General features: G+C 51.1%; 12 protein-coding genes. 4 read left to right on the top strand and 8 right to left on the bottom strand.

Going from position 1 to position 14948, the window contains the following annotated elements; translation table 11 throughout:
• Nucleotides 1–4 precede the first annotated feature (4 nt).
• The 6 genes from gabD to ACLD3P_RS15870 all read right to left on the bottom strand — a co-directional run bounded on the left by gabD (nt 5) and on the right by ACLD3P_RS15870 (nt 6997).
• Nucleotides 5–1453: an NADP-dependent succinate-semialdehyde dehydrogenase gene (gene gabD, locus ACLD3P_RS15845; RefSeq protein ID WP_023194770.1), complete on the bottom strand. Its 1449-nt coding sequence runs from the start codon at nt 1451–1453 to the stop codon at nt 5–7.
• Nucleotides 1454–1474: 21 nt separating this feature from the next.
• A complete protein-coding gene (gene lhgO / locus ACLD3P_RS15850) occupies nt 1475–2743 on the bottom strand; it encodes an L-2-hydroxyglutarate oxidase (RefSeq protein WP_115285743.1) in 1269 nt (422 codons plus the stop codon).
• Between the two features lie 25 nt (nt 2744–2768).
• On the bottom strand, nt 2769–3746 hold the full coding sequence (gene glaH, locus ACLD3P_RS15855) for a glutarate dioxygenase GlaH (protein ID WP_000993105.1): 978 nt from the start codon (nt 3744–3746) through the stop codon (nt 2769–2771).
• Nucleotides 3747–4048: 302 nt separating this feature from the next.
• Nucleotides 4049–5563 carry a tripartite tricarboxylate transporter permease gene (locus ACLD3P_RS15860; RefSeq protein WP_000382034.1) on the bottom strand — a complete coding sequence of 505 codons (1515 nt, stop codon included), beginning with the start codon at nt 5561–5563 and terminating at the stop codon, nt 4049–4051.
• A gap of 10 nt (nt 5564–5573) precedes the next feature.
• A complete protein-coding gene (locus ACLD3P_RS15865) occupies nt 5574–6008 on the bottom strand; it encodes a tripartite tricarboxylate transporter TctB family protein (protein WP_001574835.1) in 435 nt (144 codons plus the stop codon).
• Nucleotides 6009–6019: 11 nt separating this feature from the next.
• On the bottom strand, nt 6020–6997 hold the full coding sequence (locus tag ACLD3P_RS15870) for a Bug family tripartite tricarboxylate transporter substrate binding protein (RefSeq protein WP_000744413.1): 978 nt from the start codon (nt 6995–6997) through the stop codon (nt 6020–6022).
• A 154-nt stretch (nt 6998–7151) separates the two neighbouring features.
• Here ACLD3P_RS15870 and tctD point away from each other — a divergent pair, with 154 nt between their 5' ends.
• The 3 genes from tctD to ACLD3P_RS15885 all read left to right on the top strand — a co-directional run bounded on the left by tctD (nt 7152) and on the right by ACLD3P_RS15885 (nt 10374).
• Complete coding sequence (gene tctD, locus ACLD3P_RS15875) at nt 7152–7826, top strand: transcriptional regulator TctD (protein WP_001237934.1); 675 nt, start codon at nt 7152–7154, stop codon at nt 7824–7826.
• Complete coding sequence (locus tag ACLD3P_RS15880; protein ID WP_000872338.1) at nt 7813–9228, top strand: sensor histidine kinase; 1416 nt, start codon at nt 7813–7815, stop codon at nt 9226–9228. The genes tctD and ACLD3P_RS15880 overlap by 14 nt, the downstream gene beginning before the upstream one ends.
• A gap of 132 nt (nt 9229–9360) precedes the next feature.
• A complete protein-coding gene (locus ACLD3P_RS15885; protein WP_001059351.1) occupies nt 9361–10374 on the top strand; it encodes a HoxN/HupN/NixA family nickel/cobalt transporter in 1014 nt (337 codons plus the stop codon).
• 721 nt (nt 10375–11095) lie between these two features.
• Here the strand turns inward: ACLD3P_RS15885 and ACLD3P_RS15890 are convergent.
• Nucleotides 11096–11992, bottom strand: coding sequence for an antimicrobial resistance protein Mig-14 (locus tag ACLD3P_RS15890; RefSeq protein ID WP_000701508.1), 897 nt, complete (start codon nt 11990–11992; stop codon nt 11096–11098).
• Nucleotides 11993–12285: 293 nt separating this feature from the next.
• Nucleotides 12286–13215, bottom strand: coding sequence for a VirK family antimicrobial peptide resistance protein (locus ACLD3P_RS15895; protein ID WP_000178742.1), 930 nt, complete (start codon nt 13213–13215; stop codon nt 12286–12288).
• Between the two features lie 518 nt (nt 13216–13733).
• Here ACLD3P_RS15895 and pipB2 point away from each other — a divergent pair.
• A complete protein-coding gene (gene pipB2, locus ACLD3P_RS15900) occupies nt 13734–14786 on the top strand; it encodes a type III secretion system effector PipB2 (RefSeq protein WP_001630496.1) in 1053 nt (350 codons plus the stop codon).
• Nucleotides 14787–14948: the final 162 nt, after the last annotated feature.

A 14948-nucleotide genomic window follows, 5' to 3' on the forward strand; every position in this document is an offset into this window, starting at 1 on the left:
CCTGTTAAAGGCCGATGCACATATATTTGATTTCTAAATAATCTTCGATGCCGTATTTGGAACCTTCACGGCCTAATCCGGAGGCCTTAATACCGCCGAAAGGCGCGACTTCGTTGGAGATAATGCCGGTATTAATACCGACGATGCCGTATTCCAGCGCTTCGCCGACGCGGAAAACGCGGCTTAAATCGCGTGCATAAAAATAGGCTGCCAGGCCGAACTCGGTATCGTTAGCCTGTCTGATGACATCCGCCTCGTCGCTGAAGCGGAACAGAGGCGCGAGCGGCCCGAATGTCTCTTCTTTGGCGACTTTCGCGTTATCAGGAACATCCGCCAGAATGGTCGGTTGAAAAAAGTTGCCGCCCAATTTGTGCGCTTCACCGCCCGTAATGACGCGGGCGCCTTTTTCCAGCGCGTCGGCGATATGCTCCTGGACTTTCGCCACGGCTTTTTCATCAATCAGCGGCCCGATAGCGACGTCGGCTTGCAGGCCGTCGCCGACCGCGAGCTTATTTACCGCCTGGTTGAGTTTTTCCGCAAAACGATCGTAAACGCCGTCCTGAACATACAATCTATTGGCGCAGACACAGGTCTGCCCGGCGTTGCGAAACTTCGAAGCCAGCGCGCCTTCGACGGCTTTATCCAGATCGGCATCGTCAAAGACGATAAACGGCGCATTGCCGCCCAACTCCAGCGATACTTTTTTAATGTCTTTGGCGCATTGTTCCATTAGCTGGCGGCCAATCTCCGTCGAGCCGGTAAACGACAGTTTGCGTACCAGCGGGTTGCTGGTCAGCTCGCCGCCGATATCGCCAGCCGAACCGGTAACGACGTTAAATACGCCTGCGGGAATTCCGGCGCGCTGGGCCAGTTCCGCCAGCGCCAGCGCGGAAAACGGCGTCTGGCTGGCGGGTTTGAGTACCATCGTGCAGCCTGCGGCCAGCGCGGGGCCGGCTTTACGGGTGATCATTGCCGAGGGAAAGTTCCACGGGGTAATCGCGGCGGTGACGCCGATGGGCTGTTTAATCACCAGCAGCCGTTTATCGGCCTGATGACCTGGAATCGTGTCTCCATAGATACGCTTCCCCTCTTCGGCGAACCATTCAATAAACGAGGCGGCGTAGCTAATTTCGCCTTTCGCTTCCGCCAGCGGTTTACCCTGTTCCAGTGTCATCAGACGCGCCAAATCGTCCTGATGTTCCATCATCAGATTGAACCAGCGACGCAGGATATTGGCTCGCTCTTTGGCGGTGAGCGAGCGCCAGGCGGGCAGGGCGCGATTGGCGGCGTTGATGGCGTCGCGCGTCTCTTCCGCCCCCATTTTGGGCACATTGCCAAGCGGTTTCCCGTTGGCGGGGTTGCTCACGGGGATGACATCGCCGCCGCGCGCGTCGCGCCAGTCGCCATCGATAAAGGCCTGCTGGCGGAACAGGGTAGAGTCGTTAAGTTGCATAATTGCTTCCTGTCTGAAGGGTTAACGGGTAAATGCGGCGTGTAGTGCGTCCACGCTGCGTGCCGCACGCAGCGTACGTCCGGGGTTGCTCTGGCTTTCGCGTAGCGCCTGAACTTTGCTGACGATATGCGCGCCGATAGGTATCGCTGATGTCGCCGCCGGGGAGGGGGCGTTACAGGTGTGAATGGAACGCGGCGTCGTGACAAACAGAAAATCATCAATCAGTTTGCCGTCCGGTGAAACCGCCTGCGCCCGCACGCCTGCCGGCCAGGGCTGGAGATCGTTGACGGTCAGGCTGGGGCAATACTTTTGTACTCGCCGCAAATAGCCGCTTTTGCACAGCGAGTTTTTCATCTCGCCCAGTCCGGAAAGCAGATGGTTTTGCAGTACGCGGCGAATGCCGGCGGAGCGGAAAATCTCCAGGGTGTCGGTGAAGGAAACGTCGCGCTTACGGTAGCCTTCGCGTTTAAGCGCCAGCACCGCATTCGGCCCGACCGTAACGCTGCCGTCGATCATGCGGGTAAGATGGACGCCGAGAAACGGCATTGCCGGATCGGGGATCGGGTAGATCAAATGGTTAACGATCCGGTTGTGTCGCGGGGCCAGACGAAAGTACTCGCCGCGGAAAGGGCAGATAATAAAACCGGGCTCCACGCCCAGCATTTTGACCAGCCGATCCGCCATCAGCCCTGCACAGCCGATAAGCGTAGCGGTTTCGATTTCCCGACCTTGCGAGGTGCGAATGACAACGCCAGCGGCATGTTCTGTTAGCGCGCTGACCTCGGCATGGTAGATGATCTCGCCGCCTTTGGCCTGAAAGCGGTTCGCCATGGCCGTCGCGACATCGCGATAGCTGACAATCCCGCTGGAAGGGACAAAAATCCCGCCCAGGCCAATGATATTGGGTTCGCGTTCACGCAGCTCCGCCGCGCTTAACCACTCGCGTTCTAAGCCGTTGGCCGCCGTCCGCTCCCATAGCGCGCGCATCCGCGCCATTTCCAGCTCCGAGGTGGCGACCAACATTTTGCCGCAGGTGTCGTAGCGGATGTTGTTTTGATCGCAAAAGGTTTTGGTCGCCTGATTGCCTGCCAGACAAAACCGCGCTTTGAGGCTGCCGGGCGTGTAGTACACCCCGGCATGGATCACGCCGCTGTTATGCCCGGTTTGGTGGCAGGCTGGCGCGGACTCTTTTTCCAGCAATGCGATGCGCGCATCCGGGTAGAGATCAATAAGTTGCATGGCGGTCGACATGCCGATAATGCCGCCGCCGATAATCACAAAATCATACATCCGCGTAATTCCTTCGCCGTGGCGCTTATTGGTGAGTTTGATAATGGCTGGCGGCGTAGGCGAAGTAACCGCGCTGGCGCATCAGTTCGCGACGCAAGTCAGGATGCGGCGTAAAACGATCGCGTCCATGTAGCCAGAACAGATTGTTAATCAACAGGAATTTGCCGACCGGTACCGGTACGGAGAGGATGTTTTGACTGGTTTCCAGCGCGTCTGAAAGCTCGCTGAGCCAGACGCCTTCTTCAAAGTCTTTTGGCTGGACGAACTGGTCGATATAACGCATGACCGGGCGGCCTTGTTGGTCGACATCAAACACCGGGTGCCAGACGTCATGGCTAACATTTTTGCTTGGCGGCGCCGCCCAGCGCATGACGCGACGCGCCAGCGGATGGGTAAAAAACGACTCCAGATGTTCCCAGTCATCAAGGTGCAGCAGCAGCGAATTACCGCCTTCCATATTTTGTTCGTCGATTTTCATCATCAGCACGTAGTCGGTCACCTCCTCAACATAGGTGCCGTCATTGTGCAGTTCCATTACGCGGTGGGGCTGGCGCAGATAACTGTCGGAGTTGTCGACGTTTTTGACCACGAAACGCGCGTAATACTGGCCGCTCATCGCATCGTAGTTGGAGCGACCAATAAGATGCGCCACCGCCGTCGCCAGTTTGACCATCTCTTCTGCCTGTGCGACATCATCGATCCCTTCGGCGCTGATCAACAGCGCGCCTTGTGCACGGTTGAGGAGCGTTTTGATCAACAGCGGTTGTAGCTGATTGCCGCACAGATCGTCGAGGATCTTGCCGATTTTGAAACGTAAGAAAGATTTGTATTCCAGCGCCTGCACCGGCCACTGCGCAACCTGATGGAGAAATTGTCTTGTGGTATCCGCCGTAAACGTTAACGCCAGCAGGCGCGGCGACTGCACCGAAGGGGCAAGGGTGAAACCAGTATGGCGTTGGGCTAAATCATCTGTGTTCGCTTTTACGGCAGTCAGTGCATTCATCAGAATCATTCCTCTCGGTAGATGGTCAGGGAGACATGGCGATGCTCATTTCGTAGCCATAAATTAAAAATATCGACATTTTTCAGGAACGCGTATGAAATAACCGCTTTTGTTTAATTATTGTGATCAAAAACAACAAATATTTAACAATGCGAAGGGTGAGGTTAACGGCGCCACGAGCCTGACAACGGCAAGAAGGGGTGTAAAATGAGCAAGTTATGGGGAAAGTGATGCTGGCGGGGTTGCCCGGCCTGGCACATAAGCGCGTAGGCCGGACAAGTACAACGTATTTCAGCAGTCAATTAACCGGCGTCAACCTGCGGTTTACGGCTGTGTTTACGGATCAGACGTAACACTGGCGGTACGACAATGACCATGATCGCCATGATCAGCAGGGCTTTGGCAACGCCGCTTTGCCACAAAATCGCCATATTGCCGTTACTGATGGAGAGTGCGCGGCGCAGGTTCTGCTCCAGCATTTCCCCCAGTACGAATCCCAGGATCAGCGGCGACATGGGGAAGTGCATTTTACGTAAAATGTACCCTAACACGCCGAGCGCGACCATCAGCACCAGATCGAAGGTGGTGCTGTGTACCGCATACACCCCTACCGCCGATACGGCAGCGATGGCGGGTACCAGGAACCACAGCGGAATGGTGAGCATACGGGTAAACAGACCGATCAACGGGATATTCATGATCAGCAGCATCACGTTCGCAATCAGCAGCGCAGCGATGAGTCCCCAGACGATATCCGGCTGTTCGGTGAACATCGCCGGGCCTGGCGTGATGTTGTACAGCGTCAGCGCCCCCATCATCACTGCCGTAGTGCCGGAACCGGGAACGCCCAGCGTCAGCATCGGGATGAAGGAGCCGCAGGCAGAGGCGTTGTTTGCCGCCTCCGGCGCCGCGACGCCGCGAATATCCCCTTTGCCGAAGCTATCGCTGTTGCCGCTGAGTTTTTTCTCGGTCATATAGGTAATGGCGCTGGCGATGGTCGCCCCGGCGCCGGGCAATACGCCGACAAAAAAGCCGATTACCGAAGAACGCAGGGTGGTGCCGATACACTGCGCGCCTTCTTTCAGGTTGAACAACATTCGACCCGTTTTGCGGACCATTGTTTGCCCGCTGCTGGTATGTTCCAGCATTAAAAGTATTTCTGATACCGAGAACAGGCCGATCACCACGACGATAAACTGTACGCCGTCGGAAAGATGAACGCTGTCAAAGGTAAAGCGATAAACCCCGGTGTTGGCGTCCACGCCGACGGTCGCAAGGCCAAGACCGATCAGCGCTGCCAGAAATGATTTAAGCGGGTTTTGCGCCATCATGCTGCCAAGACAGGCGATGGCAAAAACCATTAAGGCGAAATATTCCGCCGGACCAAAGGCCAGCGACCATTGCGCCAGTAAAGGGGCGAACAGAATGATGCCGCCGATAGCGATTAATGAACCGAAAAATGAGCTGACTGCGGAAATCGACAGCGCTACGCCGCCTTTCCCTTGCTGCGCCATCGGGTAACCGTCCAGCGCCGTCATGATCGCCGCCGCATCGCCGGGGACGTTGAGCAATATGGAGGAGATCCTGCCGCCATACTCACACCCAATGTACACCGTCGCCAGCAGAATTAGCGCCGACTCAGCAGGCAGATGCAACGCAAAGGCCAGCGGCAGTAAGATTGCCACGCCGTTGATCGGTCCCAGGCCCGGCAGCAGACCGACGATCGTGCCCACGAAGCAGCCAATCAACGCGATAACCAGGTTTTCCGGCGTCATCGCCACCGCAAAGCCCTGAGAAAGATATATCCAGGTATCCATCGTTGCTCCGTTAACTCAGCCAGGCGCCGAGAGGTAAGGTGACATCAAGCAGCCGGTCAAAGGCATACCACAGCAGAATGCCTAATACCGCGCCGGAGATACCCGCCGCCGGAATCGTGGCGCCGAACAGCATCCCGATAACCATGGTGAGAAGCGCGGTGGCGATGGGAAAACCCAGCCATTCGAATCCCCAGGCATACATCAACAGGATGATGATCATGGTAATTAGCTTTTGCAGCACATGGCGGCGCGGCCAGCTAACCGTGTCGGGATGGCGCAATAACAGCGCCAGCGCGCAGAGCGCCATCAGGCCGATAATCCCCAGCGGAAAAGGGCGGGGGCCGACGGGTTCATAGCTGTATTCGCTTTGGATCTGCCAGGCGATGAATAGCCCGGCGATACAGAGCAACAGCCAGATACCCGCAAAGATACGATCGCTCATCATTGCCTCCGCGATTATTTCGCGAGTCCGAAGGCTTTCGCCTGTTCACGGTAATCAGTAACCTGTTTTTTCACGTAGTCATCGAGCTGCTGGCCGGTCATGTCGAACTCAAACAGGCCGCGCAGATCGCGCTGTTTTTTAAACTCGTCGGTTTGCTGGAGCTTCTTGAAGGTATCCACCCACCACTGGTAATCGGCATCGCTGACTTTGGGCCCGACGTAGAAGCCGCGAATAATCGGCCACACCAGGTCGTAGCCCTGTTCTTTAGCGGTAGGGATATTGGCAAGCTGGCCCGGCAGACGATTTTCTGAAAAGACGGCAAGCACGCGGATTTTGTCGCCGCCCAGATAAGGCACCATTTCACTGAGATCGCCGGAGACAACCTGAACATGGTTGCCCATTAATGCCGTCACCGGCTCGCCGCCGCCCTCAAAGGCAACGTAGCGCATCTTGTGCGGGTCGACGTTCGCCTTTTGCGCCAGCAACGCCGACTTCATCCAGTCCTGGCTGCCAATAGAGGCGCCAGCGCCAATGACCACGCTGTTGGGATCTTTTTCCATCGCCGTCATCAGATCTTTCAGCGTTTTCCACGGGGAATCCGCACGCACGGCGATCATGCCGTAATCAGTGCCCACGCTTGCCAGCCAGCGCACATCATCCACGCCGTAGCGACCAAATTTCCCCTGCGACAGGTTGAGCAGCGAACCGCCGGAAAAGGCGACCACAGTCCCGGGTTCGCCAGGGCGTTGGGCGACTATCGCGTTATAGGCCACAGCGCCGACGCCGCCGGGCATATACGTTACCCGCATGGGTTTCTCGATAGCGCCAGTCTCCAGCAAACTCACCTGAATCAGCTTACAGGTAAGGTCGAAACCGCCGCCAGGTTTGGCTGGCGCGATACATTCCGTTCGCGACGGCGCCTCCTGCGCCAGAACAGAGGTACTCATTAATAAAATGCTTGCAGTAAGGGTACGAAGTAATTGTTTTTTCATTTTTTATCCTCACGCCGGACGTCCGGATTTTTCAGGTTCGGAAGAAGATTTTTGTGATTATGTGAGCCGACATGTAGCAGTTCGGTTGCGTGATTGTTAAAACAATAACCTTTCAATTCCCTTTCAATGCGGCAGAAACTTTACAGGATGTGATATGCGTCTCTTATTGGCGGAAGATAACCGTGAGCTGGCTCACTGGCTGGAAAAAGCGCTGGTGCAAAACGGCTTTGCCGTGGACTGCGTATTTGACGGCCTGGCGGCTGACCATCTTCTGCACAGTGAAATGTACGCGCTGGCGGTGCTGGATATCAATATGCCGGGAATGGATGGACTGGAGGTGGTGCAACGGCTGCGTAAACGCGGTCAGACCTTGCCCGTTTTGCTGCTCACGGCGCGAAGCGCGGTGGCGGATCGCGTAAAAGGTCTCAACGTCGGCGCCGATGACTATCTGCCGAAACCCTTTGAACTGGAAGAGCTGGATGCCCGTTTACGGGCCTTGCTGCGACGCAGCGCTGGGCAGGTTCATGAAGTTCAGCAACTGGGGGAATTGATCTTTCATGATGAAGGGTATTTTCTGTTACAGGGGCAGCCGTTAGCGCTGACGCCGCGTGAGCAGGCGCTCTTAACCGTATTGATGTACCGACGAACGCGGCCGGTTTCGCGTCAGCAGCTTTTTGAACAGGTGTTCAGCCTGAACGATGAGGTAAGCCCTGAAAGCATCGAACTTTATATTCATCGACTGCGTAAAAAACTCCAGGGAAGCGATGTACGAATTACGACGCTGCGCGGCCTGGGTTATGTGCTGGAGCGCGGCGATGAAGTGGGTTAAGCCGCAATCGTTGTACCTGCAACTCTTGCTATTCCTGGGGTTGCCGCTGATTCTGCTATGGGGGCTGTCGGCGTTTAACAGCTATGTCAATGCACTACAGGCCGCCACTCAGGCTTATGATCGTACGTTGCTCTCCTCGGCGCGAACGGTATCGGAACGGCTGGTGGTGCGCAATAACCATCTGGAAGTTAACGTGCCCTGGGTGGTGCTGGATAGCTTCGAGCTTAATATGAATGATCGACTCTATTACAAAGTCGTCGACCCTTCCGGAAAGGTCATTTCCGGTTATGACGATCTGCCTGCCATGCCGCCCGCTACGCCTCGTACCCGGCTTTATCCGGCGCTGGCGTGGTTCTATCATACCGAGTATCGCGGCGAGGCGATCCGCGTGGCGCGTTTGCTACAGCCGGTCAACGAAGGCGGCATTATCGGCATGGCGGAGATTTATGTCGCAGAGACGCTACAGTCCCGTCGTTATCTGGCGGGCCAACTGCTGTTCTCTTCCTGGATCTCACAGGGGCTGCTGGTGTTGCTGACCCTGGTGCTGGTTGGCTGGTTATTACGCCGGATCCTGCGCCCTATGCGTCAACTTTCGTCATTAATGGTACGCCGCGAACCGGGTCTGTTAACGCCGCTGCCGGAACTGCTGCCGTGGTCGGAAACACGCTTGTTAATCGTGGCGTTTAATCGCTACATTGACAGGCTCCGCGGCATCCTTTCCCGGCAGGAACGCTTTAGCGCCGATGCTTCTCACCAGTTAAAAACGCCGCTGGCGGTGTTAAAAACGCAGGCGGCGGTGGCGTTAGCCAGCCAGCACCCTCATCACTGGTACGAAAGTCTGCAGGCGATGAGCGTAACGCTGGATAGCACCATTCAGCTCACGGAAAGATTGTTGCAACTTTCTGCGGTAAAGCATAAAGAGCAGGGCGAGCGGCGTTTTTCCCCGGTGAATCTGTACGATATCGTACAGAGCGGCTGCTTTACCCGCCTGGCGCAGGCGCGCAGTAAACATATCGACCTGGGCTACGAAGGCGAACAGGAAGCGATGTGGATCGAGGGGGATGAGGTACTGCTTAGCGAGCTGTGCGGAAACTTGCTGGATAATGCGCTGAAATACACGCCTGAGCAAGGCATCGTCACCGCGCGGCTTGAACGGGATGGCGATGCCGTGACGCTGGTTGTCGAAGATAGCGGGCCCGGTATTGATGATGAACACATCCATCTGGCGCTACAGCCGTTCCACCGGCTCGATAACGTAGGAAATGTGGCCGGGGCGGGCATTGGTCTGGCTTTGGTCAATGATATCGCACGCCTGCACCGTACTCATCCCCATTTTTCCCGTAGCGAAGCGTTGGGAGGGCTATACGTTCGGATACGCTTTTTAAGCCTTGTTCCGCAGTAATGCGCACAAATGTGTCAGCGGTAAAGCACGTTTACAAAAAGTCGCATCTTGAGGTGTGACGTTTTAATCAAATGATCATACATTCCCCGTACAAACCGTAGCGTTAATTAAAAATATAGTGGGTGCAGGGGCATGAATAATCATACTAAACGACGGGGAATAGCATTAACCGTCTTTCTTGTCGGGGTTAACATCCTGGCCTGGATTTGGGCGTTCTGTGTTTTTCATCACCATGCCGTCATGCTAAGCGCAGCCATACTGGCGTATAGCTTTGGGCTGCGTCATGCGGTTGATGCCGATCATATCGCAGCCATCGATACCGTCACCCGTAAACTGATGCAGCAGGGTAAAACGCCTTTAGGCGTGGGGGCGTTTTTTTCATTGGGTCATTCGACCATTGTCGTTCTGGCATGTCTGGCGATTGTTGTGACGTCGATGGCATTTCGCGATCGTATTGATGTTTTGCATCAATATGGTTCGTTGATTGGTACGGCTGTTTCCGCTTTTTTTCTGCTGGCGATGGCCCTGCTTAACCTGTTTATTTTGTTCAACGTCTGGCGGCAATTTCGCTCGGTTACCCGCGGCGAGTCAGTGAGGGCGCATGACGAGGCGATACCTGGCGGGCTGATGACGCGTATATTTCAGCGTACGTTTCGTTTGGTCACTTCCAGTTGGCATATGTATTTTGTCGGTTTTCTGTTTGGTCTGGGATTTGATACCGCAACCGAGGTTGGGTTGCTGGGCATTTCCGCTTCAGCAGCTAACCAGGGGCTATCTCTCTGGTCGATGATGATTTTTCCTGTGCTGTTTACCGCCGGGATGGCGCTGGTGGATTCCCTGGATAACTTTGTCATGGTCGGCGCTTACGGTTGGGCTTTCTCGCATCCATTACGTAAGCTTTATTATAATATGACCATTACCGCCGCATCTGTCATTGTCGCGCTGGCGATTGGCGGGCTTGAGGCGCTGGGGTTGATTGATGATGCGTTACAGTTAAGCGGAACATTTTGGCAGACCGTAAGCACGCTTAACGATCATATGGGGAATGTGGGCTTCTGGGTAGTGGGCGCTTTTGTGCTATTCTGGCTGCTCTCGTTGTTGAATTATCGCTGGCGCGGCTATGATAAAATCACCCTCAATACCTGATTGATTTCTGTAAAAATAACATTTCGGCAGTGGTGTCATATCATTGCCGAAGCATTTTATCTCCTGAGAGTATATTCTTCCCGGTAAGTGCGTTATTTTTCATGCTTGCCTTTCGTTATCAATTTAAGCAATCCGATATAACATACAATACCAAAAATAATAATAACAGTTGTATACCCAAGAATCAGCCAGTCTGCATGTGTCATAATATAATCCAGTTATCAGGTATCCCGTGTTAAGGCGATCTTTAAGCCTGTTGTCAGCAAGAACCACTGTACCCGTTCAGTGCTGTTGACAATAACGTATTGTTTATGCACAAGAGCGTTGTTACAAATAACGTATGCATTGAGCATAGACCCCACCCGCATTTTTGTAATGCCATAAAGCAAGGCTACACCTTTAATCTACTGACGGTATGCCAGGCCAGAAGAGATAAAATGGTGGTTGTCATCATCATCTGTTCCTGACGCCAGGTTAATGACACACACATATGAAAATGTATAACCGCTGCACGCTTTTTAGCACGTTATCTGTAACATACCGTGTTAATCAATTCCATAAAACCGAGTATAGTGTAAGTGAATTTCGAGTAATTGTCATTATGATTATATGGTGGTTAACTTATTTTTTAAATTCTGATTAAATTTTAGTTTTTTATCAGTTCATCAGGATTTATGAAAAATCTGGACGTAAAAAACATATTTACGTCCAGGCTTTCTTTTTAGCAAATCGATTTCCCGGTAAAATAGGGGGTCGACCACATGCGCTTATATTCCCATTCAGGCTTTAGTATGCCGATGGAAAAAAGTAATTTTTTTTGTCTTTCCTGGCAGTAATTTCTGGCGCGGCTAATATTTAGCCACATTAGTATGCTGCCGGGACTGAGTGGCCTGCACTCATTTTTAATTGCACCATTAGATACGTCAAAGTAGACGTTCATCTGGCTTTCAGATTTCAGTACGATATCAAATGCACAGGGTATCCCTTCAATATAAAGAATATGCCCAAACAGAAGGTGATGCAGTTGACTAAAAAAGTTGGCAAGGTTATCAGCGGGATAGCAGGATGAAGTATTACCGAAACGAGACCGAAATAACTCGATAAAAATATGAGTCAGTTCATCAGAAGAACAATCAGCAACGCTTTTTACACTTCCGCCTTTTTTAAGAAATCGCTGATATTCATTACGGCGTGTTTTTTCAAACTTAGAAGAGAACGCTTCTTTGACCAGACAATTTTGTTTTTTTCTGGTGAGTTTCCATATGGCATTGCGTATTTGTGGCTGATGTAACGCCGAAAGCCGGTTAGTACGATCGGGTAAGAAGCAGCGTAAATCTGGTGCCATCGGAATAAGTATCTCATCTGACGATAGTGGGAAGGTTCTGCGCGTCAGGATGCCAATATTCTGATCATTACAAATAAAGTAGGCGCCTTTAATCTTATCATCTTCTTCATAGTGGAAGAATTTAAAATGCCAGTTATGGCGCTTCATAAAATAATCAACAATATCTGGGTGCATATTGATACTACCGCCGTATTGCGCAAACACCTCCCGGTATAGGGTAAAGGAAGACGGCTGCCAGCGGGTTAATATACGCTTAACTTCTTGTATTTTCACCAAAACTCCTGACTTGGCTTACTGAAAATTCTATTTTGTATTATTTTTTTGCTTAACCAAATAAAAATGTGACAAATGTTTAGCTTGTATTTAATGGTTAACATGCTAATCGATGACGTTATGGTGAAGGGAATAAGATTAAGATGTTGATCATAGCATGAGTGAAAGCGACGGTTTAATGCCGCGCTTTTCACTCGCAAGCCATTCTGTATTTAACCATCCAGTAGCGATACAGATTTCAAAGAGATCCGCTGAACGGTAGCAGGATCTGCACATCCGCGTATGAAATAGCTCTACCGGGAGAGGCTGTTAACCTCTTGTATTATTGTATCCAGAATATGATAGCGTTTCCGATACTCTGCGCGTTTTTTGCTGGGGATACTTTCAGGCGCTTTACGCATCACCTGTGATGGCAGATGATATAAGGCACCTTTCTTAACGCCGTTTAGCGACTCCCAGAATTCACTATAGCTGGCCACAAAAGTTTTTTTCTTCTGGAATAAGTACCGGAGTTGACGATAAACATGGTTGTTTTCACTTACCGCATAAATCTCGTCGACATTACAGGCCTGCATCAATGTCGCAAATGCTTCATACAGCATCCGTTTAGGAAAGAGACCGTAACAATCTTTGGTGGCGTTACGTATGACTTGTGGGCCGATATGTTTACTGGGCCCTTGTAACCCGGCAACCAGCGCTATTTGCTTCCCTTCATGGCGGATAAAGGAAAATGATAAACGTGCCAACGGCGTATCATTGAAGCACAGCGTTAATGTCAGCTCACCTTCTCTGTCATAGCCACAGGGACCGCAGTAGATATCTACCAGAGCACCGTTTTTTCCTTCCAGGTGAGCGAGTAAGATTTGTTCCTCGGACAGAAGGATCTTTTTAATTTTACTTTCCGGAAAGGACTGAACGAACTGGTAGTGTTCCAGAATAGCTCTTGCCCGGCAACGTATGCTAAGCCCGGTATACAAATAGGGCCGCTGGATTTTTGCCGGCAATAGGGGACGATGAATGATCAGCGTTCTGGGCTGAGACAGATGGCATAATTCATTGAAGTATTTAATTGTCGTTACAGGGTTAATAAGGCAACGTAATACAAATTTATAGCGAAACTTACGCTCTCCCCAGCGTTTATGGCGATAAGGCGTCTGCGCCATGACTTCTTTTAACATTAATAATGGATTATATCTTTCCATATCACTTTGCTGCATCGTCATACTACGTCCCTACTACTCGATAGACTTATAACCGAGACGGTAGCCTGATTGAGTTAAACGTAAAGGCAACGAAGAAGGCCTGTACAGACGACGTTGTTAAACAGTTTATCAATGGCAGCAATAAAACGCCTGAACACGCTTTTTAATAGATTTTCTGCTAATGAGTGGGATGAGTCCTGAACGTAGTATTAAAACGAATGCCGCGTTTATTATTTTAAATAATGTTTATACTCTAAATAATTCGAGTTGCAGGATGGCGGCAAGCGAGCGAATCCCCAGGTGCTTACTAAAGTAAGTGACTGGGGTGAGGGAACGCAGCCGCAGCACATGCAACTTGAAGTATGACGAGTATAAGCCAATATATTTATTTGGCTGGTATTGTGTAAGTCAGACAGCAAAGCACCGTGATACGTGATTATGTAACCAGACGCAAAGGGGGTATTCACCTTATCTCTAAATGCAAATCTATATGATAAATTTTATCATGTACTGTGTTGCTCTCTCTGGGAGAAAATATTATGGAGCGTTCACTCGATAGTCTGGCTGGTATGGCTACATCTGCTTTTGGCGCGGGGACTTCTGCTGCTATGCGGCAAGCCACCTCTCCCAAAACCATTCTGGAATATATCATTAACTTTTTTACCTGTGGTGGGGTGCGTCGGAAAAATGAAGCACAATATCAGGAATTGATAGACACTATGGCTGATACATTGAAAAGTTCAATGCCTGACAGAGGTGCTCCGTTGCCAGAAAACATCGTACTGGAGGATATGGATGGGTGTCGTGTCGAATTTAATCTTCCTGGTGAGAATAACGAAGCTGGACAAGTTATTGTACGGGTCAGTAAAGGCGACCATTCTGAGATGAGAGAAATTCCGCTTGCCTCTTTTGAAAAAATATGTCGAGCTTTACTATTCAGATGCGAATTTTCTCTCCCTCAGGATTCTGTAATATTAACTGCCCAGGGAGGCATGAATCTTAAAGGCGCTGTCCTTACCGGAGCAAATCTGACGGCAGAAAATTTATGTGGCGCAGACCTAAGCGACGCAGATTTAGGGGGGACAGTACTGTTTATGGCGGATTGTGACGGTGCAAATTTTAAGGGCGCAAATCTATCGGGAGCATCATTAGGCGACAGTAATTTAATGAACGCCTGTCTGGAAGATAGTATTATGTGTGGCGCTACCCTCGATCACGCTAATCTTACTGGCGCCAATTTACAACACGCGAGTCTGTTAGGCTGTAGCATGATAGAATGTAATTGCTCCGGTGCAAATATGGATCACACTAATCTTTCAGGTGCAACCCTTATACGTGCCGATATGAGCGGTGCGACATTACAGGGTGCTACTATAATGGCTGCTATTATGGAAGGCGCTATCTTAACCCGGGCAAACCTGCGAAAGGCGAGTTTCATTTCTACGAACCTGGACGGGGCTGATTTGGCTGAGGCTAATTTAAACAATACCTGTTTTAAAGATTGTACACTAACCGATTTGCGTACTGAAGACGCCAGAATGTCTACAAGTACACAAACACTCTTTAACGAATTTTATAGTGAAAATATTTAGCCCTTTTTGACGTAAATCTGAAATAAAAGAAATGTAAGAATAACTATCTGCTACTGAATAGTAGCTGAGAGTTAATTATTTACAGTATCTTTTATTATTACAGGAGTATGCGACGGTAAAAATATCTGAATAACCATTTCTATTTTCTCAAGTAGAACTTCC

Source organism: Salmonella sp. 741265073_HBA (genome assembly GCF_046569105.1).
In the GTDB taxonomy this organism is placed as follows: domain Bacteria; phylum Pseudomonadota; class Gammaproteobacteria; order Enterobacterales; family Enterobacteriaceae; genus Salmonella; species Salmonella enterica.